We start from the raw sequence: 21,523 nt of genomic DNA on the forward strand, positions 1-21,523 counted from the left end.
TTATGGTTATGGTTATGGTTATGGTTATGGTTATGGTTATGGTTATGGTTATGGTTATGGTTATGGTTATGGTTATGGTTATGTGAGGCAGAGTAATGCAGGAGCCGTTACCGAGGAGTAATTAATATTCTTGCCCAGAAACGTTACACTCTCGCAAAGCGATCACACCTTTATACTGATTGGTATCATTCAAGAAAGCCGTTTTCAATTAATCATTGGAATTATCTCAATGATTAATGGGCTTCAGGGCTTCCCCATTAGATGACGTACTTATTAAGCCTCTAAGCATTGATGAATCGCCATTAAGCATCTTCTTCATGCATATAGCTTTCAATTAAGGTAATTTGCTCAGCGAGTTGCTCCTCAATCTTGACTAATCTATAGCAACCATGTGGTAATGTTTCGAGCCTAATGCTATCACCAGCTCCGATGTTCAATTGCTCCACGACTTCAGCCGGTAATATTAAGCCTAGATCGGTACCTATTTGGCGGATTTTAATTTCGGTCATTTTGCTACCTACTCTATGAAAAGTACCTCAAGCCATTCACAGAACAACTATCCACGTACTATTATCAACTTCGATTACTGACATTATAGTAAAAGCTAATCAGCTCGCCTGGACAGTTTTCTTATCTAACATAAAATCGACAAAATACGACTGATAAAAAGTGATTCGCTGCCTGTACAAAAAATCATCTCCTAAAAAAGCATTAGGGCTAAAAACTAAAAAAGGAGAGCTATTTGCTCTCCTTTCACACTTTCAAATATTATTAAACATCTCTAGCATTCGTTTGCCGCTACTATCACTTAGTCACTTAGTCACTTATGTCATTTAGACGTTAGGGCTTATGATGTTTGGTAATAAACCGATCTAACTGATTACCGAATGCTTGCTTATCACTCGCACCTATCGCAGCTGGCCCACCCGTTTGAACGCCACTGGCACGCATAGTGTCCATAAAATCACGCATATTTAAAATTGATTTGATGTTTTGCTCGGTATAGAGCTCGCCGCGAGGGTTGAGTGCCACACCGCCTTTGTCGATAACTTCTGACGCCAGTGGAATATCTGCTGTGATCACTAAATCACCTGCGGTTAACAGTTTGACGATTTCATCATCGGCCACATCAAAGCCTGAAGAAACAGTAACAAGGTTGATATAGGGAGATGGCGGTATACGCATCCAATGGTTAGCCACCAGCGTTACTTCTACTTTGGCTCTGTCTGCCACTCTAAATAACATCTCTTTAATTACACCCGGACACGCGTCTGCATCGACCCAAACTTTCATTACTGCTCCTAATTTGTTCTTTATAGATGACCGATTTAATGATTGAGCTATGACAGGCAATATGCCATGTCGCTAGGCCCAAGGCTTGAGATCAAGTACAGGCCAGATTTAATCAGCCACATTTTAACAGCTATCGCCCTTGAATGAGTAGCAACAAGTACATTGACTAAGTTAGTATTTATTCCGACTGGTATTATTTAACAGCTTCATCTTTCCCCCCATCAACCAAGGTTGTGTTTTCGAATGAGCGTATTTACTCCTGAGTGTTTTGATTTTTTAAACGAGCTTTCAGTCAATAACGATCGAGAATGGTTTAAGGCTAATCAAGCTCGCTATGAGGATAATGTACGTACACCTGCGCTAACATTTATCGAAATGATGCAGCCACATATACTCGCACTTTCACCCAGATTAACCGCAGTCCCGAAAAAGGTGGGTGGCAGCATGATGCGACCGCAACGAGACAGTCGTTTTAGTAAAGATAAAACCCCCTACAAAACCAATGTCGGCATCCAGTTTAGGCATTTTCAAGCCAAAGATGTGCATGCCCCCGGTTTATACCTTCATCTAGCCAACGATAGCTGTTTTATCGGGGCTGGAATTTGGCAGCCACAATCACCAGCCCTAAACGCTATTCGCAGTTGCATTGATGAAAACCCCAACGGCTACAAAAAAGCACTGCGGGAACTCACTCACTATGACTTTGAAATGCAAGGCAGCCAACTTATTCGACCACCGAAAGGTTATGATAAAAATCATCCTTTGCTTGATGAGCTAAAGCGAAAAGATTTTATCGCAATAAAGCCGCTAACTATCGAGCAAGTGTGCGCGCCTGACTTTGTTGAACAATGTGCGAGTGAGTTTGTCTCTTGTCAGCAATTGATGCGCTATTTGTGCTTCGCATTAGATTTAGATTACTAAACGAATAAGCGAATCATTAGAGTCAATAACCTCAGTATCGATAGCGGTGGCTCGTCACACATTCAAGTCGCACCGGGTTGAGTCTGTTACTATTAGCTACTTTCTCAGTTCATTAGCAAATACCATGAGGCGTTTCTATTAAGCGCCTCTACACTCAGCAACAATCTCTGCTACAATTGCGCCAGTTTTTATTTCCAGCCCAATACAGGCTACTTCAGGCACACTCTAATGATAGAACCGTCATCATCTCCTCAAGATGCTTTCCAAGCACAATCTCCGGCGCAAAAACGAGCGTTAAGCTATAGCAATACCATACATCAGCTCTTTTTAAGTGTGATGCATGAAAAACTGCCCGCCGACCGCATTGTTGGAGAGTACTTCAGAACCAACAAGAAACACGGTTCTAAAGATAGACGTGTCATTCGAGAAAGCCTATTCGCACTGTTTCGATGGTGGGGTTGGCTCAAGCAGATCCACACTAGCGAGCAACAAGATCCTAGCTGGTTTGCCTGCTTAGCAATAGTGGCGGAGTTAGAGGCTCATAAATGGACTCAGTTTAGCGATGCCTGGCGTGAATTTGCCAATCAGTCAGAGCAATTTAACTTAAGTGCCACAGAGCAATTGTTCCCAAGTATCGGTGAAAAGTGCCAACGAGTAAGACAGCAGCTCAATGATGACAGCATTAATGAGCAACAACTATTACCTCAATGGTTTTGGCAAGTCGCTCAAACTGATCCCACAAAACAACTCGCAATTGTTGAGGCTATGTGCACTCGCCCGCCAATTTGGGCTCGCGCGCAAACACTAACCCAACAGCAACTTATCGAGTCACTTGCTACCGATGACGTTACCGCTATCGCCAGTGAATACTTTGATGATGCAGTAAGCCTTGGACATAAGAGCATTAACCTCAATGCTATTGGCGCCTATCAACGCGGTGAACTAGAGATCCAAGATCTAGGTTCACAAGTCATTGGCCGAATTTGTAACCCTAAAGCTGATGAAAAGTGGTGGGATACCTGTAGCGGTGCCGGTGGCAAGTCACTACAACTACGCTCATTAATGCTTAAGCAGGACCATGAGGCTCGCGGTAACATCGTCTCATCAGATATTCGTCGAAAGCCGTTAGAGGAATTAACCAAACGTGCTAAACGTGCAGGTTTTAACGCTATAAGTATTGCTCCGTGGAAGAGTGAAGCACTGCCAGTACAAGCCGAGTCTTTCGATGGTGTCTTAGTCGACGCGCCTTGCAGCTGCACAGGCACATGGCGACGTAACCCAGATATGCGTTGGCTCGATGATGCAAGCGTGGTGACAGATAAGCACACCCTGCAGTTAGATATATTAAGTCGCAGTGCTAAGGCCGTTAAGCTGCAAGGACAACTCGTGTATGCAACCTGCTCGCTCTCGCCGATTGAAAACGAGCAAGTGGTCAATGCCTTTTTGCAATCTAACCCTGAGTTTGAATTACAAACATTGACTCACCCATTCACCGGTGAGCAAGTCAACATGCTGACTATCTGGCCTCAAGAGGCCGACACTGACGGCATGTTCGTTGCAAAAATGTCCAAACGATAACCGTCGTTAGCGGGGCTCTTTGCCTTCAAAGACATTTTCAATCCAGATGTTTCAATAAAAACGCCATCTCTTGTATGGCGTTTTTTTTCGAGCAATATTCTCACCTGTATTTCATCATTTACTTGTCACTTTATTTTGCTAAACTCAAACCGAAACTAGGCTGGCTTCAAACCGTTACAGCCCGCTTAAAATAAGGTTCTATTTAACTGGAATGTAGAGCATGAGAAATACATACGATTTTGTTCAAGACAATGACTGGGATGATGATTTTGGTCCAGATTTAGATGAAATCAGCAAGAGTAAGCGTAAAAAGCAGCGTCGACGAGAACAGAGAAAAAACTCTAAACGCGTTGATAATGATACTGAGTTTTCACCTTATAACGGCAATGAATTAGTTTAAAGAAGCCAACTAAAACTAAGTTTACAGGCTCTTTCTCTCTAACGATTGATTAAGAGCTGTAAACGTCTAATTGTAAGGCGTAACACTCAGCCTATATTTGACTTAAGCTTTGTGCATAACGTTCTCGGCGCTTAACACTTTGATCTTTGTATAAACGCTGCTCAGCTTGCCTTAGCCATTGACTGCTATCATTCACATCCGTATTTAAGCTAACACCAAGATGGATACTCATATCACTATAATGTTCGATTAAATAACCAGATTGGATCCGTGAAACTCGCTGCTGTATCTTTTGCAACAACTCAGCCTCACACACAATAACGAAACTATTGTCTGCTATGCGATAGGTATCGATTAACTTACTGTCGGTGTCGTCATAAGCCTGGCGGAGATAATCAGCCACACCACAAATAACCTTATCGACCTCATTATGACCCAGCTTTCGAGTGAGTAGCGTCACCCCCTCTAACGACACTAAAACCAAACATAATTGATTCGATGCTTGAGCACCAAAAGGGATCCCCTTCTGCATACCTTCATCAAATGCAAAACGATTCGGTAATCCTGTGAGCTTATCGGTGCGGGCATTTTTCCTAGCGACTTCTAATGTTTCGATGTGGCGCTCTTTCTCTTCGGACAGCAGACGAATTTTATAGGCTAACGCAAATGATAATAACAACGCATCGGCAGTACCTCCCACTAAAGTAGCCAGTTCTGCGTTATCAAAAAAATCAGGTGTCAGCCCCATATTTCCCGGCAAGATAAGTACTGCCGGTAACAGCAAACAAGTAAAGGCTAACAAGAAATATCGCGCTGGGGGAAACCCTTTTAATAGACAGACATTACCACAAACCATCGCCAACCCTATCCATAACATGATCAATACTGAAGCGATTATCGCCGTATAAGAGACCAGGTATATACTCGTTGGCAGGGCTATAATACATAACCACATTAGCCCTAAGCTTAGACGCCATAGTTTCGGTGACAACTCAGCAAGCTGCAAAAAGTGTATGTAAAATAATATATTAAATATTGGTAAGCTAATAAAAAACAGGTGGTGTAACTCCAAGCCATGAAAATCAAACAGGTGTGCAGGTAGATGAAAAGTGAGCGCCCAGCCAACCAAATAACATAAAACGTAACAAGCATAATAAAGAAATGCTTTATCACGAATAGACACAAAAATGATCCCGTTATATAGCGCAATAAACAGTAATCCACCTAAACAAAGAATAATAAACAAGGCATAGAGATCTGACTGGTGCTTATGTTCTTGGTATTGTTGAACTTGCAGTTTCGGCTGAGATGAGAAGTAACGACTATTGACTCGAGCAACCAACCAGTAATTAACACCTATGTTCATCTCTACGCTTCTTGCGTAATCAAACAAGAACTCGTAAGGGGCATAATAACCACTGCTGAAATATTGAGTTGAGCCGTCCTCGCCGATTAACCAATAATCGACGGACTCAATAATAGAATTTTTGACATTAACCACCCAGTGCGTGTCATAGCTGTTAACCATAACACCTGCCACCATCCAGTAGTCACCACCATTAAGAGATACGCTACCGAGTGGTTTTTTTGTTTCCAACCAAGAGATAGTCTGCTCAAAATCTTGTGGCGCTTCATCTTCTGCTTCGGCACTAAAAATTATGGTCTGTTCGAGCATGGCTTCTTGCTGAGCATAACTCACATCACTCAATCCAAATACTGACAGTAACAGCAGAAGTCGCATTAATATTTTTATTGGCATTAACCAAGTAACCTATCAGTTTTATATCGGTCGAAGGATGCGTTAACTCGCACTTAAGCAACAAAGTGTGACAACAGTTTACATAAACAACAAATAAGCAGCAATTCAATTAACTGGCTCACGCTCGCCTATTTCACTTAAGGTTGAAGTTTTGAGCGCTGCTCACAAAGAGGCATTCGCGGTTTGAATGCACAGCTTTGTGCAGCCAAGAATGGAGTAAGTTATAACGAGGAAAACTCTAGCTCCAAAAAAGCATAACTGATTGATACAAATGAAATTGGCCCGATGCGCAATAGGAAAGTAAGAAGTTTATCTGCTCTGGTCTTGAGGCAGTCTTGATATGGTATTGATATGGTATTGATATGGTATTGATATGGTATTGATATGGTATTGATTTATATTAGAATCGCTTAGGCTCGCTCATGGCCAGCCTAAGCAGGGTTAACATCTCATAAAATCGAGAGTAAGCCGTTCTTTAGAACGATGCTTTGGCTCCAATATAGAAGCCCGAATCTAGCGTCGAATTTGATGCATTATCATACTGCAGACGAATATTTCTATAACCCGCAAATAGGGCTAACGCAGGGTTAAGTGCATATTGCACCTTACCATCTAACTGCCAGGATCCATCGATATCGCCAAATGATAATACCGAAGGAGAATAGTAGCCCGAACCATGAAGAGACACATTTGAGCCTAGGTGCATGGCATAACGCCCGCCTATCCCGACAAAATTGCCATTACTGCTGCGCTTCGACCACACTTGAGAAAACTTGGCGCCTAACTCAAATTGGTGGATCCCAGCGTCATGTTCAATATGCATCGCACCAGACAACATTTGCCCGCCCGTATCAGCATAGATATATTCAACAGATGCATTAACATCTTTATTGACATTAAACTTCAGTTCGGTCGACAACATGTCGTCATTAAGCCCAAAGGTAAAGTCTGTCGCATAGGCATTGATAGACAAAGCACTCAGTAAAAGTGTTGCCATTAAGGTTTTAGCTGTCATTTATGATCCCGAAACTTGTAAACTTTCGGCAAGCATACACAAAGGATTAGCGCTTTTTTATATAAACCTTGTCTGAAACCTTGCTTTTAAATGAGCGTCAACACAAATCAAACCAATAGGCAACAAGCAAAACTTAAGCAACACATCCGCATCCAGATGTAACAAATCAAGAAATGTTAATTTTGCCTGTTAATTCTTTATGTTAGCGAAAGCGCTAGCACTACAGAAATCTTTTACTGAAAAAAGGCTAATCTCGTTTTCTTAATGTGATAATTTAAGCCCCGCTTTATCGATTATTCATCCTCAAAGCCTTTACCAGCTTAGGATTGAAACAAGTCTAGTTGAATTTAAAAAACGCGATAATAGTAGGCAACAACTATACTAAGTTATTAGAAAGAAATGCTTTGGAGTACAGATAAAACAGTTAACATTATCCCCTCTCGCAATGGCTATCACCATGGGCTTGATATTATCAGCTTGTGGCTCCGACGGTGACGCTAGCAACCCAGTGTCAGATCAAGGCATATTTAGCCTTGGGGTGTCAGACAATCCAGCAGACGCAAACATTGTTAACGTGGCTTTTAAGCAAGTTGTGTTAAAAAACAGTGACGGTGCGATCTCATTCGATGTTTCCACGGATGATGACGGGCTACAGCACGTCGATCTGTTAAGTTTTCAGGGGCAAGCCGTTGAAACTCTAGTCAGTGGCCAGTCCGTTCCTGTGGGTGAATACCAGATGTGTATTTACATGGAGAATAACACCATCTCTAGCGATGACAGTTCCTACGTACTTAGTGGCGCAACTGAAAATGAAAATGGTGAGTTTGTTGGTGGTGACATTGAAGGCTTAGTCACCAACAGTAATGGTTCTTGTGGCGGTATTGGCGCCGAGGAAGACAACACGGGTCGCCTCTTCTTCAATAAATCATTTACTATCGCAGCGGGTAACAATAACTTTGTGGCTGAGTTCAACCTCGCTAAAGGCCTTCAAGCGCCACATGGCAATAAAGAATATTGGACACTAAAACCCACTTCAGTGCAGCTCGTTAATGCATCTGAGGTTGGTGCTATTCAAGGTCAGATCAGCCAACAAACCATGACCAACTGTGAAACTAGCGCTGGAGGCTCAGTGTTTAGCCCTGCGGTATACCTGTACCCAAGTGAAACAGAGCTGGATCAGATGGCAGATTTTAGAACCGGTCCAAATATTTTAACTCAGGTCGCCCCCATCACATCAGCGAGAGTTAACCCTATCCTAGATGGCAGCGATAATGTCACTGGTTATGAATACGAATTTGGCTTTGTGGTCGCCGATACCTATAGTCTTGGGTACACCTGCCTAGCACAAAACGATGATCCAGAAGAGTCTAATCTGCATGAACCTGATGATGGTAGCCTGCCATTCTTTATTGACTCAGCAGAGCAAGCTGTCACTGTGACCGCTGGCGAAACGACGGAACGCAACTTTCCCGAGTCATTTGCCCCTGTAACACCTTAAGTCCCACTTTATTACAGCGATTAAATAACCACGATAAAGGGCGCTCATAGCGCCCTTTCACTCTCATTTTATTGCTTACTTCAAGGGTAACAATCAGCAGCGAGTTGTTCATCTTCCATCAAACTCATTGCACAAAAGTAAAAAATGTCGATAGAGTATGACTAACGACACAAGGAGAAAATGATGACAAGTTCAATTTATGATTTTGCAGTTAAGGATATTCAGGGGAAAACGGTTTCACTGGCGGACTTTAAAGACAAAGTCGTCTTGATCGTCAATACTGCCAGCGAGTGCGGTTTTACCCCTCAATATAGAGAGCTTGAGGCTTTGTACCAGAAACTTCAATCGCAGGGGCTTGTCATACTCGGGTTTCCCTGCAACCAGTTTGGTGAGCAAGAGAAAGGGGATAGCCAAACCATTAGCTCATTTTGTGAATTAAATTTTGGCGTGACGTTTCCACTATTTGAAAAAATTGAAGTCAATGGCACTAACACGTCACCTCTCTATGCGTATTTAAAGCATTCCGCTAAAGGCTTACTCGGCTCTGAAAGAGTAAAATGGAACTTCACTAAATTTCTAGTCGATAAACAGGGCAAAGTAACCCAACGCTTCGCACCAACCACTAAACCGATGGCGATTGAAGCTGATATTTTAAAACTACTGTAGCTCTTAAAATTAGCTCTTAAAATTAGCAGCTTAGAATAATCTTAAAAAAAGATTAAATATTACACGTTATTTTTTGAACTTTAGCGAAATACTCGCCTCTAACTTTTTGAGCATTGAGTTTTTCATGTTCATCATTCTCCCTGGGGCTTCTAGCGCAGCCCCCTTGATCTCAATGTAGATCAATCAGGCAACCCCTTGGGTTGCCCTTTTTTTTGCTCGTCATTGGCTGTTTTGAAAATATTTTTGAAAATATTTGAAACCCAACTGAACTAATCTGAAATTTCACACTCTGACTATATGAACCGATTCTCGTTAAGTGAATATTTAAGTCTTGAGGCTTTAGATGTTGGCTTAACCTTAGTTTCATTGTTCATCATCATTCCCTTGGCATTCCCATTAGGTTTGCCCTTGGAGATAAACGGTTAGCTAGCGCATAAGCTGTTTATTTCTACTTAGATATTGTTATGGCAACCTGCTTAGGTTGCCATTTTTTTATCTGCAACTTGAAGAAATCGCCCCCGCAATCATACCAATCAGTATAGGAAAGCGATCGACTACTCTAGCCGCTTATCAGCGCCTCAGTGCATAATCCTTCTCTTAAGAATAATCTATCTCATGGCTTAGCACTGCTAGTTATTCCCCACAACACCGTCATTGAAAACCGTCACAAAGAAAACCTGATGAGTCTTAGTCTTTAACATTTGCCTTTAAAAAGTCTTTGACAATAGCCGCTAAAACGATTGAGTAAGCTCAATCGGCACCTAATCCTTATCTTTAATTAACATCATAAAATCAGCGATTTAATTAAAAATGATGCGCGCGCGGGAAAATAAATTCAGACAAATTGCAACTTATGAGGAACTAACTCAGATTTATCGACTCTGACTATATGAACCGATTCTCGTTAAGTGAATATTTAAGTCTTCAAGGATTTAGATGTTGGTTTAACCTTAGTTTCATTGTTCATCATCATTCCCTTGGCATTCCGATTAGGTTTGCCCTCGGAGATAAACGGTTAGCTAGCGCATAAGCTGTTTATTTCTACTTAGATATTGTTATGGCAACCTGTTTAGGTTGCCATTTTTTTTGCCTGCAACTTGGGTGAAACCCGAGTACTCAACGCCATAAAGTGCCTCTAGCCTCTAAAAGTGAATCTCTTTTCTAATAATGCATCTCTTTATAGTCACTCTGTTTTAATCCCTTTTTCAAAATACTTTTTTCTTAACGCCTTTTCTTAATGCCTTTTGGGGATATATTTGTTCAATAGGTTCGCAGAGTAATATTCCGGTCATGGCCTAACACTGCAAGTTAATCCTCGCAATACCGTCATTGAAAACAGTCACAGAAAAACCTGATTAGTCTTCGCCTTTAACACTAGCCGCTGAAACGATTGAGTAGAATTAACACCAAACTATTAGCTTCAATCACGTCAATCACTATCTAGCTTTTAATTTTAAATTAGCGCTTGAAACCGGAGTGTTAATTATCCTTTTAAATTAGTAGCTTATGTGAATAATATTTCGATGGTGGAAAATAAATGCAGATAAATTGCAACTTATGGGGAACTAACTCAGATTTATCGACTCTGACTATATGAACCGATTCTCGTTAAGTGAATATTTAAGTCTTTAAGACTTTAGATATTGGTTTAACCTTAGTTTCATTGTTCATCATCATTCCCTTGGCATTCCAATTAGGTTTGCCCTCGGAAATAAACGGTTAGCTAGCGCAAGAGCTGTTTATTTCTACTTAGATATTGTTATGGCAACCTGATTAGGTTGCCATTTTTTTTGCTTTTTTACTTACGTTTCAGTAGTTGATCTAACATCACCGCAATCGAAGGGTGATAGCCATCTCGTGCTTTAGCATATATTTGCTGTACTTGACTCTCAAACCCAGCCTTAATGAGCTCTGCGTAAAGTGGTTTCACAAACTTGCCTCGACCAATTTTGATAAGGTATGCGCTCACCGCATCGAGCACCTGCTCATAGCGGTTACGAATAGCGACTCTAAACCAATCACAGGCGATCTCTGCATTGGTTGTCTGTGTTAGACCAAAGGTATTATCTAAATCGGCCAAGGCGTCATGGGACAATTGCTGCGGTAAGTTGGTTAAGAAGTACTGCCAATGATGCACGCGCCAGCCCTCAGTCATCAGGCTAGAGGCACTAGCGCCATCATCAAAGGCACGTAGCGCCATGGTCACCTTATCTAAGCTGGTTGATTTTGGCTCAACAAACCAGCTTGGCATGCCTTCACCATAAATCCACTCCATCATCTCAGCTTCACTGATCTTATCGGCGTGAGTTTTTAACAACGTTTGCTTAGCATACTCAACAAAGGTTTCGGTAGTGATCGCTTCAAATGCAAAGGCTTGCACGTAATCATATAAAAATGCATCAAACGCTGTTCGCCCAAGACGCTTTTCAAGATCATGAACAAACATTGAGGCTTTATCGTAGGTAAATCGATTAAAAGCTTCATTAGGATTTTGCTGCTGCATATTTGCAGGTAGTGTCTGCGCTTTTATTGCTGTCGTAGAAATCGCCTCTTGCAGACGACCATTTTCGAGTACCACTTCAAGCTCAGCGAGCTCTTTACCATAAACCTCTTCAACAATACGATTAGTAAAATAAGTGGTAAAGCCTTCATTTAACCAAAGATCACGCCACGTCGCATTACTCACAAGGTTTCCGGTCCAAGAATGCGCCAGCTCATGAGCAACTGTCGAGACTAGACTCTTATCACCCGCAATCAAGGTCGGGGTCATAAAGGCCAGCCTAGGGTTCTCCATGCCACCAAATGGAAAGCTAGGCGGCAACACTATCATGTCATAGCGACCCCACGGATACGGCCCGAGCAGCGACTCTGCAACCTCTACCATACTTTCCGTGTCTTCAAACTCTGCTACCGCAGCGCCAACCACTTCAGGCTCAGCATACACACCTGTTCTAGGGCCTAATTCACCAAACGCTAAGTCACCAACTGCAATAGCGAGCAGGTGGGTAGGCATCGCTTTTTCCATGGTAAAACTAAATTGCCCCGTTAATGGCGCATTAGCATCATTCATTGCACTCATCACCGCTCGCATGCCTTTTGGCGCATTAATTACCGCATCAAAGGTGATTCTCGCTTTAGGTGTATCTTGCAAAGGGATCCAACTACGGGCGTTAATGGGTTGCGACTGACTAAATAAAAACGGTAAGGTCTTGCCACTGGTTTGTTGCGGCGTTAACCATTGTAGGCCTTGCGCCCCCGGCGATGTACGGTAATGGATAACCACACTCGCTACACTTTCTGAAAGTTGAATATTAAGTCGTTGCCCTAAGATCTCATCTTGCTTATCCAGGGTAAATGCTAATGCTTGTTGAGAGTCAGAGTAAATCCCTTCGATGGTTAGATCACGGGTATCTAACCATAGCTCGCTTGTCTGTTTGTCAATGTAATCTAGCTGTAATTCGACCTGCCCTGCTAATTGCTTAGTATCAAAATCCACATCGAGTAAGAGCGACAAATGCTTAACTCTGACCTGTTCGGTATTCGCAAACGAGTGGTAATCATGATTATTATCCCATTGCTTTAACACGGCATATCCTTTTTAAGTAACTGATTATTTGATTGCATTTTAACGCTATTTGATGTGAATTAAAGCCCAGTTTGACATCAATAGAGCTAAATGAAACACTTGTGAATATTGTATGCAAAACTATAAATCAGAGAAAGCCTCAATGAAAAATAAACATGCCTTACCCGTCCTTGCTTTTATGTCACTACTTCCTACAGTCGTTCAAGCTGATGAAAACGCTAGCCTAGAGAGCGTGTTAAACCAAAACCATGCCTGTAGTGATACTATCGTTATTCGCTCGCAAGCCTTAACAAAAGATCAGATCAGCTCTGCGTGCGAATTGTTAGTAAGACAGGAAACTAACTTCCATAAACTATTTGGCACACAAAACAAACCTGTTGCCGATGACAACAATCACAGCATGCGTGCCAATGTCTATCACTCAAGGGAAGATTATGTTGATCATGTCACTAACCACTTCGACGTGCCTAGCGACAACGGTGGCATGTACTTAGAAGGCTTGCCTTGGAAGAGCGATAACCAAGCTGAATTTGTTGCCTATGAGAAAAAAGGCCAAGTCTGGAATCTAGCACATGAATATGTGCATTACCTCGATGGTCGTTTTAATCTCTACGGCGATTTTTGCCTCTCACTACATGACTCCCACAGTGGCCCAGAGTATTGCCCTAAGCCTGCGCCGCTTTACCCACACACGGTTTGGTGGAGCGAAGGTGTCGCTGAGTATATATCCCTTGGTGATAACAACCCTAAAGCCCTGGCTTTAATTGGCAGTGAACAAAGCTACACCCTGAGTGAGATCTTCAATACAAGCTACGAGCAAAATGGCGGCACCGATAGAGTTTATCGCTGGGGTTACTTAGCTGTGCGCTTTATGATTGAGAACCATAAAGATAAGGTTGATACCATGCTTGGCTTTACTCGAAAAGGTGACTACCCACGTTACCAGGCATTGCTGGCGGGTTGGGGAACAGATATGGATGCTGAATTTGATGTGTGGCTTAAACAGCTTAAAGCTGCGCAAAAGTAGTTACCTCTATTAGCAATGATAGCGCAGGCTAAAGAAATCATTAAAAAAGGCCTCTATTTAGAGGCCTTTTCTTTGTTCACTATTCATCGTTTAAGATGAGTGCTAACTCATCATTAAAGACGAATGCCAGCTTTAGCTAAATCTTTTGCGATAACGCTGCGTGGTAGTGCAACATAACCGTCTTTTTCAACAATTTGTTGACCTTGCATCGATAGTACGTAGCGGATGAATTCGCGATCCATTGGCGATAGATCTTTGTTTGGATGCTTGTTCACATATACGTATAGGTAGCGAGACAGTGGATACTTGCCCGTTGCCGCATTGTCTGCAGTAGCTGGGATATAGTTTGTGCCTTTTTTAGAAATCGCAACCGCTTTAACGCCAGCAGTCTTATACCCAATACCCGAGTAACCAATCGCATTAAGTGATTGAGAGACAGACTGCACGACTGAAGCTGAACCTGGCTGCTCGTTTACGTTCGCTTTAAAGTCACCTTTACATAGCGCTTTCTTTTTGAAGTAACCGTAGGTACCAGATACTGAGTTACGACCGTAAAGCTGTATATCTCTCGCCGTCCAGCCGCCATCAAGACCCACTTCACCCCAACGAGTAATATCACCGCCGCCACATTTATCAGTAGAAGAGAAAATACCATCGATCTGCTCAATGCTCAGGCCTTCGATTGGGTTATCTTTATGCACAAATACCGCTAAGGCATCAATTGCTACACGAATAGCCGTTGGCTGGTAGCCATAATGCTTTTCAAATGCTTCAACCTCGTTTGGCTTCATCTTACGGCTCATTGGGCCGAACTGAGAAGTACCTTCCGTTAATGCTGGTGGCGCAGTAGAAGAACCTGCAGCTTGAATTTGAATATTAACGTTTGGATAAAGCTGCTTAAAGTCTTCAGCCCAAAGCGTCATCATGTTCGCTAATGTATCTGAGCCAACAGAAGATAAATTACCTGACACGCCGCTCGTCTTTTCGTAAGTTGGTAAAGACTGGTCGATTTCAGCCATTGATGCTGCAGAAAATACAGTCGCTGCAGTAAAACTTACCGCGCCAACAAGTTGTTTCAGTTTCATTCTTTGCTCCAGTGTTGATATCTTAGTATTTTAAAACGCTGTCAGTATTGACTCCATTGATGACAAGTCTATTACTACTAAGTGACACTTCGATGACAAGCTAAACAAATTTAGACCTATTGATAAAAAAAACAGGCATAAGCCTGTTTTTATATGACACTTATTTTAAAAGCAGCCGCATTATTCGTGATCTGGCACCGTATACTCAATTAAGTTTTGCGGGATCACAAAACTAAAGGTACTGCCCTTACCCAACTGACTGGCAATATTGAGTTCACTTTGGTGATGATGCAGCGCATGCTTGGTGATCGCCAGCCCCAGACCTGTACCACCGCACTGGCTTGAGCGCGCACTATCGACTCGATAAAAACGCTCGGTTAACCGACCAATATGCTGCGGTGCAATCCCCTCGCCATTATCTTTAACACTAAACAAACCACCAATGGCAATCTTGCGCCAGCTTATCTCAATTTTACCACCAGGTTCAGTATAGCGAATCGCATTAGAAATCAGATTCGAGCACACACTCCTGAGCTGTAATTCATTGCCATATACATCAAGCCCAGGCTCACAATAAAAACTAACGTCATACTGCTCTTGCGCCAAGGCTAAGGCTTCATCACGCAAGATATCTATCATCTGCGACATACTAACCTTAACCTCTAAATTCACATCGCTGGCATCTTCAATTCTTGATAATGCCAGCAGCTGCTCAACCATAGAGCGCATTCGCGTTGTTTGCTGCTGCATCAGCTCCATCGCCCTGACATTCGGCGAATCTGGTTCTGCCATAGACTGCATCATTTCCAAGTAACCTTGCAGCACTGTTAATGGCGTTTTTAGCTCATGAGATACATTGGCGACAAACTCTTTACGCATCCCCTCGAGCTGACGAACTCGGGAAATGTCACGGGCAATCAATAACAGTTGACCTGCACCATAGCCCATAATCCGGATTTCAAGAATATGCCCTTCAGACTGAGGCGACGCTAACTCTAACGGCTCTTGGTATTCATTATTTTTAAGATAAGCGGAAAAATCCGGATGACGAATAAGATTATCGATCCGCTGCCCATTATCTTGTGGCCATACAAAACCTAACAGCAATTGCGCCAGTTTATTACACCACAAAATATTATGTTCAGAGTCTAATACAACTGCTGCGTCAGGTAGTGCTTCGGCACCTTGCCTGAAACGTCCAAGTAAAAACGCAAGCTGTGACACTCGTTTACGATTTTTTCCTTGTAAGCGATAGATACCATTAAATACCCCTTCCCAACTGCCACTGCCATTTGGGGGGGTAAGACGGCGATCATGCCATAGCCAAAAATTTAAACGAGATAATTGGCGATAATGCCAAATTAACAGAGAAATCGATCCGAATAACAAAATCCAAATCACTTCACCGACAAGCAAACCGACCAACAAACACAAAGCCAGATAAATCACCAATCGGGAAACTAAACGGTACCCAGAATATGAATCAAACATGTGTTACCAATATAACGACCATATGGGAGGACTCGGCACAAGATAGCGTAAAATCAACCTTGTGCCTATGGGGTATAATACCAATCACATATTTAGTACGATTGATATAAAACTAAAGTCTGGTAGAGAAACGATAACCAGCACCGCGAACGGTCTGAATAAGGCGATCGTGACCTGATTGAGTTACCGCTTTTCTTAAGCGTCTAATATGTACGTCAACAGTTCTATCTTCAACATACACGTTAGTCCCCCAAACATTATCGAGTAGTTGCTCACGGCTATACACGCGTTCTTGGTGGGTCATAAAGAAATGCAATAATCTAAATTCTGTGGGTCCCATATCAAGCACGTCTTCACCGACAGTGACGCGGTGACTAACAGGATCCAATTGCAGGCCTTGAACATCGATAGGATCTTCTAGGCAAGTAGGCGCACTACGGCGCATTACAGCTTTAATCCGTGCCACTAGCTCTTTAGGTGAAAAAGGTTTAGTAATAAAGTCGTCGGCGCCGACTTCCAGGCCACGTACCTTATCTTCCTCTTCGCCACGCGCAGTCAACATGATAATAGGAATATGACGAGTGAATTCGTCTTGGCGTAAGCGCTTCGCTAACTGAATACCGCTACCACCAGGGAACATCCAATCGAGCAATACGAGATCCGGGTAAGGCTCAGTTAACATATCGAGTGCAGAGTCATAATCCTCAGCAGCGACAGTGGTATAACCATGCTGTTCCAAAACAAAAGTTAACATCTCACGGATGGCTAACTCATCTTCAACTATCAAAATCCTTGCAGTCATAATCGATCTTCTATCAGTGAATTTCTACGATGCTATTATTGGTCACTTTTGTGACATTAATATTAAACACCGAGATATTTTGCCATATTAAACGATATTTTTGTCATAAATATTACTTTCCGCTTATACCAAGTTTCCATTAGCTAGCAGTGTATTTATTTATGTACAGATGCCGCTAGTCTATAGCCGAAAGCAAACATAAAATATGCCATTAAACAGCATACTTAAGCCCAGATCAAAAAAGGGGCCTAAGCCCCTTTTAATAAAGTTTCAGCTTAGAACTTGTGTTCTAGACCAATACCTACGTAGTTGTCGTCGTTTGAAACCTTCTCATATGAGCGACTGGTGTAGAACGCGAATAACTTAGTTGGCTTACCTAACTTATAATCGCCACCAACTGACCAAGAATCCCCCTTATCTTCCATGTCTTGATACTGCGCTTTTAATACAATCGCTTCAATTTGGTAAGCTGCACTTAACAGGTAACCTGATTTGCTTTTTGCACCAACGGTTGCCGTGCCGTCAATTTCATACGTCTCTTCTTGCTGCTGGTACATACCACCTAGCTTAAGCCCAGCAATTTTACCTTGAACCGTTGCACGTACAACTTCATAACCTTTTACGTCTGCATCATAGGCAACAGAAGCAAAGATTGGTGAGTTCTTCAGCTTGGCATCACCGTACATAGCCGCAACACTGTATCCATCTTGTCCGTATTGCGAGCCTGCACCGTCAGCAGCATATGTCACACCGACTTTGAAACCACTAAATGAAGGCGTTACATAAGTTGCTGTTTGTTCAATACGGTTTTCACCTTTAAACAAGTTTTTCAAGTCACCAGATAGGTCATTGAACTGGTCAACTTTACCTTGTGAAATCTTAAGCATGGTATCGTTACGACCTACAGAGAATGCACCGAAATTACCTTTAAGACCAACAAACTGGTTACGCGCTTCAAAGTTATTTTTACTTGAGTCACCCGTATCAACTTCATATTCAATCGTGTAAAACGCTTCAAGAGAGTTGCTTAGTTCAAAAGCACCTTTAACACCAAAACGAGAAGCATTAGATTGAATCGTCGTTGTTGATTCATCATTTACATCGTTTGACTGTGCAGTCACATTTAGCTTGCCGTAAACCGTAAGAGGGTCCGCAGCATAAGCAGAAGAAAGTGTTGCAGTAGCAAGAGCTGAAGCCAGTAGAGTTTTACAGAAAACGTTCATCATTTAATCCTTTTGACGTTATTCGTCTTAGTTATTGGTTCGGACGAGCGCCATAATGAAGATGATTTGTTGCATTTTTATTTCAGCAAAGAGTGAATAAAGACATATTTATTAAATCTTGAGCGACTGAGATCCGCTAACCCAGAGCTAGCGTGCCTTTTAGCCAAAGTGTAAGAAATGTGACACTTTAATGAAATGTCGCATAATGAGGATCCAAGATGGCAATGAGGCGGTTTACCCGAACCGGACAATGCCTTACACTGCGGCTTTAATTTTGATTGAGCACTTATCTATGTGGTTTAAAAATCTAACTGTATACCGCTTTAACAAGCCTTTCTCTGTTGACCCTGATTCACTAGAAAAATCACTGGAAGACTTCACTTTCTCTCCTTGCTCAAGCCAAGACATCAGTAAATTTGGATTCTCTAAGGCCATGGGCAAGCATGGCGAAACTTTGATCCACACCGCTGGCGACAGACACCTAATCTGCGCGACTAAAGAAGAAAAGATTTTACCGTCTCAAGTAATCAAAGAAGCACTTGAAGAAAAAGTCAGTCAAATTGAGGCTGAAGAAAACCGTAAACTCGCTAAGAAAGAAAAAGACGCACTTAAAGATGAGATCACCACGACCTTATTACCACGTGCTTTTTCTCGTCGTAGCCAAATTCGTGCATTGATTTTACCTGAAATTCAAATGGTGCTCGTTGACAGCTCTAGTGCAGCTAAGTCTGAAGAACTAATGGCTTTATTGCGTAAAGCAATTGGCACGCTACCTATTATTCCAATCAGCTTTAAGACGCCAATTGAAACTCAGCTAACTGAATGGCTAAAAGAAGGCAAAACACCACCCGCCTTTGAAATGCAAGATGAAGCTGAGCTTAAGAGCGATTCTGACGAAGGCGGTATCGTTCGCTTTAAGCAGCAAGACTTAAGCGAAAACGAAGTACTGGCACATATTGAAGTCGGTAAGCAAGTGCATAAGTTAGCACTGCATTTTGGTCAATCAATTGCGTTTGTATTGCAGTCCGATGCCGCGATTAAGCGCCTTAAGTTCTCTGAAGAGTTTAGAGCTGATAACGACGACCTAGGCAACGACGACCCGATGGCAAGACTTGATGCTGACTTTGCATTAATGAGCAGCGAGCTTATCGCGCTTATCAATGCGGTTGTTGAGGCGCTTGGTGGCCTAGAAGACAGTATCTAATAACGCTTGCTATTACCCAATAAAAAGGCGCCAAATGGCGCCTTTTTCGTTAAGACTATTTAATCTGTTTTATGACGACTCGGTCAGACTCGGTCAGTTTTAGTCCGATTTAGTCGCTTTTAGCTGGCCATCTGCATCGAAGGGCCAATCAACACCTAACCACGCCTTAAAGAAGGCTTTTTGTGAGCGGCTTGGCTTATCAACACTGGTAATGACCAGCTTGCCACTTTGCTTGTCACCCAGTTTAAGCTCGACATCTTTTAGTCTGTCATTACTAAATAGCGTCACTTTTATCGTGTCACCCGCACTGAAGTCTTTAATGCGCGACTCAAAACCCGCCGCGGTAACCTTAAGGCCGTTAACCGCAACGACCTCGTCGCCAAGCACGATGCCGGCATTCCATGCTGGGCCATTGCGGAGCACTTGTGATAACACCAAGGAATTTGACGCTAACGTAACGCCAGTAAAAGGCTCTACTTTGGCATCTTTACCATAGCTAGTTTTCAATCCCGCTAGACCCAGTAAGCGATCAAAGTCTAAGCTTACTGGCGAGTTAACATACTCCTGCCACCAGCTTTCATAACTGGTTCCTGCAACGCTATTTAAAATCTGTTTCACATCACTAATGGTGTAACCCACAGGAAGACGATACTCATTGTAGAGTTTACGGTGCACATCGCGATATGAACGTTTAAGTTTGGTTTCTTCAAGTAAAGAAAAATCTAACGCTAATGACGTTAAGTAGCCTTCTGAGTAGATGTTCGTGCTGTGATTAACCGCGTAATCTCCACCACTACTTGCCCACTGATTAGCACTCGCTTCGGCAATTGATTGCACTTCTCTGCCCGGAGTCTGCTCACTTTGTGCCACTCGCTTTGCTAAGTCTTCGAGAAACTCTTTTGGCGTCATCACCCCTGCGCGCAGTAATAATTGACTTTGGAAGTAACTCGTAGAGCCTTCTGCAATCCACAATAGTTCAGTGATCCCTTCATCTTGATAGTTGTATGGCACCAATCCATCAGGACGATACGCTTTGACGTTCCAGGTATGAATAAACTCATGTGAGGCCGTTTTGATAAAGCCTAAGTAGTCTTTACGCTCTCGATAGCTAAAACGTGGACGCTGAATAATGGTCGAATTTAAATGCTCTGTTGCCCCGCGAGCGCCACTGGTAGCGTGTACCATATAGACATAGCGTTCAAACGGATAATCATCCCAAATGACCTCTGCCTGACCGCTAAGCTTGCTCAAGTCTGTGACCATTTGGTCAATGTTATAATTGCCCTCTCCCCAAACCACTAATTCATAATCCCGACCATCTGCACTAAACTCTCGATGCTCACTGATCCCCGTCTCTATTGGCGAATCAACTAAGATATCGTAATTATTAGCAGTGAAGGTATGCGCGTTATTGCCGCTATCCATCCCCGAGTAACTATTCCAATCACTAGGTACATTAAGCGAGACCGTTAGAGGCTCATGCTTAAATTCAGGGCTATAAACAAAGGTACCGCTGGCATCTAAAAAAGCATGGCTTGCATCGATATGGTTGACTCGTTGCCCCAATTTGTTGGCATAAAGCTGATAATTGACCGTTACACTCGTGGGTTCACTTAAGGCTATTGTCCACTCACCGCTTGCGGTTCTCGTCCAAGGTAGCACTGAGCCCGTATCATCGGTTGCAGTAAAAGTTCTCACTGCATCGGCCAATGGCAATACTTGATATTTACCCGTGCGCCATACAGGCAGGTTAACCACTAAAGCCTTTGACTGAGTTTCAGGAAAGACGACGGTTACTTTTGCTAAGTGATGTTCGGGGCTCGTTAAGTCGATCTGGTAGTTTACGTCGGCAATGGCATGAGTACAGGCTAAAGCACCAAAAGTTAAGATTAAGGGAACTACAGGTTTCACTCTCGCGTCCTTCTGTTATTATTGTTTTCATTGAGTCGGCAAAATATAACATAAGACTTAATTA

General features: G+C 42.6%; 17 protein-coding genes. 7 read left to right on the forward strand and 10 right to left on the reverse strand.

Translation table 11 applies throughout. The features are described from left to right. Positions 1 to 302 precede the first annotated feature (302 nt). Together ACVBJC_RS06260 and ACVBJC_RS06265 are read right to left on the reverse strand one after the other, a co-directional pair. Positions 303 to 509, reverse strand: coding sequence for a hypothetical protein (locus ACVBJC_RS06260; protein WP_447160021.1), 207 nt, complete (start codon positions 507 to 509; stop codon positions 303 to 305). A gap of 331 nt (positions 510 to 840) precedes the next feature. After that, positions 841 to 1,293 carry a YaiI/YqxD family protein gene (locus tag ACVBJC_RS06265; protein ID WP_447160022.1) on the reverse strand — a complete coding sequence of 151 codons (453 nt, stop codon included), beginning with the start codon at positions 1,291 to 1,293 and terminating at the stop codon, positions 841 to 843. Between the two features lie 243 nt (positions 1,294 to 1,536). Here ACVBJC_RS06265 and ACVBJC_RS06270 point away from each other — a divergent pair, with 243 nt between their 5' ends. The 3 genes from ACVBJC_RS06270 (at position 1,537) to ACVBJC_RS06280 (ending at position 4,192) form a co-directional block, all read left to right on the forward strand. After that, positions 1,537 to 2,214, forward strand: a complete 678-nt coding sequence (locus ACVBJC_RS06270; protein WP_447160023.1) for a DUF2461 domain-containing protein — start codon at positions 1,537 to 1,539, stop codon at positions 2,212 to 2,214. A gap of 228 nt (positions 2,215 to 2,442) precedes the next feature. After that, positions 2,443 to 3,792, forward strand: coding sequence for an RsmB/NOP family class I SAM-dependent RNA methyltransferase (locus tag ACVBJC_RS06275; RefSeq protein ID WP_447160024.1), 1,350 nt, complete (start codon positions 2,443 to 2,445; stop codon positions 3,790 to 3,792). 220 nt (positions 3,793 to 4,012) lie between these two features. Further along, complete coding sequence (locus tag ACVBJC_RS06280) at positions 4,013 to 4,192, forward strand: hypothetical protein (protein WP_447160025.1); 180 nt, start codon at positions 4,013 to 4,015, stop codon at positions 4,190 to 4,192. A 91-nt stretch (positions 4,193 to 4,283) separates the two neighbouring features. On the opposite strand, the gene ACVBJC_RS06285 is transcribed toward ACVBJC_RS06280, so the two are convergent. Continuing rightward, entirely contained in the window at positions 4,284 to 5,951 is a 1,668-nt protein-coding gene (locus ACVBJC_RS06285; protein WP_447160026.1) for a sensor domain-containing diguanylate cyclase, read from the reverse strand. 475 nt (positions 5,952 to 6,426) lie between these two features. Further along, positions 6,427 to 6,966, reverse strand: coding sequence for a YfaZ family outer membrane protein (locus ACVBJC_RS06290; protein ID WP_447160027.1), 540 nt, complete (start codon positions 6,964 to 6,966; stop codon positions 6,427 to 6,429). Between the two features lie 457 nt (positions 6,967 to 7,423). On the opposite strand from ACVBJC_RS06290, the gene ACVBJC_RS06295 reads away from it, so the two are divergent. Together ACVBJC_RS06295 and ACVBJC_RS06300 are read left to right on the forward strand one after the other, a co-directional pair. Further along, positions 7,424 to 8,464, forward strand: a complete 1,041-nt coding sequence (locus ACVBJC_RS06295; protein WP_447160028.1) for a DUF4382 domain-containing protein — start codon at positions 7,424 to 7,426, stop codon at positions 8,462 to 8,464. Between the two features lie 183 nt (positions 8,465 to 8,647). Continuing rightward, positions 8,648 to 9,130, forward strand: coding sequence for a glutathione peroxidase (locus ACVBJC_RS06300; RefSeq protein WP_447160029.1), 483 nt, complete (start codon positions 8,648 to 8,650; stop codon positions 9,128 to 9,130). A 1,798-nt stretch (positions 9,131 to 10,928) separates the two neighbouring features. Here ACVBJC_RS06300 and ACVBJC_RS06305 read toward each other — a convergent pair. Next, the gene (locus tag ACVBJC_RS06305; protein ID WP_447160030.1) at positions 10,929 to 12,716 is read right to left on the reverse strand and encodes a M1 family metallopeptidase; all 1,788 of its coding nucleotides are present in this window, start codon (positions 12,714 to 12,716) and stop codon (positions 10,929 to 10,931) included. A gap of 142 nt (positions 12,717 to 12,858) precedes the next feature. Between ACVBJC_RS06305 and ACVBJC_RS06310 the strand changes: the two genes are divergently transcribed. Beyond that, positions 12,859 to 13,743, forward strand: a complete 885-nt coding sequence (locus ACVBJC_RS06310; protein WP_447160031.1) for a collagenase — start codon at positions 12,859 to 12,861, stop codon at positions 13,741 to 13,743. 113 nt (positions 13,744 to 13,856) lie between these two features. Here the strand turns inward: ACVBJC_RS06310 and ACVBJC_RS06315 are convergent, their stop codons facing one another. The 4 genes from ACVBJC_RS06315 to ACVBJC_RS06330 form a co-directional block, all read right to left on the reverse strand. Then, on the reverse strand, positions 13,857 to 14,828 hold the full coding sequence (locus ACVBJC_RS06315) for a PstS family phosphate ABC transporter substrate-binding protein (protein WP_447160032.1): 972 nt from the start codon (positions 14,826 to 14,828) through the stop codon (positions 13,857 to 13,859). A 180-nt stretch (positions 14,829 to 15,008) separates the two neighbouring features. Next, positions 15,009 to 16,319 carry a phosphate regulon sensor histidine kinase PhoR gene (gene phoR, locus ACVBJC_RS06320; RefSeq protein WP_447160033.1) on the reverse strand — a complete coding sequence of 437 codons (1,311 nt, stop codon included), beginning with the start codon at positions 16,317 to 16,319 and terminating at the stop codon, positions 15,009 to 15,011. Positions 16,320 to 16,431: 112 nt separating this feature from the next. After that, positions 16,432 to 17,121, reverse strand: coding sequence for a phosphate regulon transcriptional regulator PhoB (gene phoB / locus ACVBJC_RS06325; protein WP_447160034.1), 690 nt, complete (start codon positions 17,119 to 17,121; stop codon positions 16,432 to 16,434). A 275-nt stretch (positions 17,122 to 17,396) separates the two neighbouring features. Next, on the reverse strand, positions 17,397 to 18,347 hold the full coding sequence (locus ACVBJC_RS06330) for a porin (RefSeq protein WP_447160035.1): 951 nt from the start codon (positions 18,345 to 18,347) through the stop codon (positions 17,397 to 17,399). Between the two features lie 289 nt (positions 18,348 to 18,636). Here ACVBJC_RS06330 and rdgC point away from each other — a divergent pair, with 289 nt between their 5' ends. Beyond that, entirely contained in the window at positions 18,637 to 19,548 is a 912-nt protein-coding gene (gene rdgC / locus ACVBJC_RS06335) for a recombination-associated protein RdgC (protein ID WP_447160191.1), read from the forward strand. Between the two features lie 99 nt (positions 19,549 to 19,647). On the opposite strand, the gene ACVBJC_RS06340 is transcribed toward rdgC, so the two are convergent. Then, positions 19,648 to 21,459 (reverse strand): M61 family metallopeptidase, encoded by a 1,812-nt coding sequence (locus ACVBJC_RS06340; protein ID WP_447160036.1) that lies wholly within the window; start codon positions 21,457 to 21,459, stop codon positions 19,648 to 19,650. Positions 21,460 to 21,523 lie beyond the last annotated feature (64 nt).

Source organism: Shewanella sp. 0m-6, from assembly GCF_052977325.1.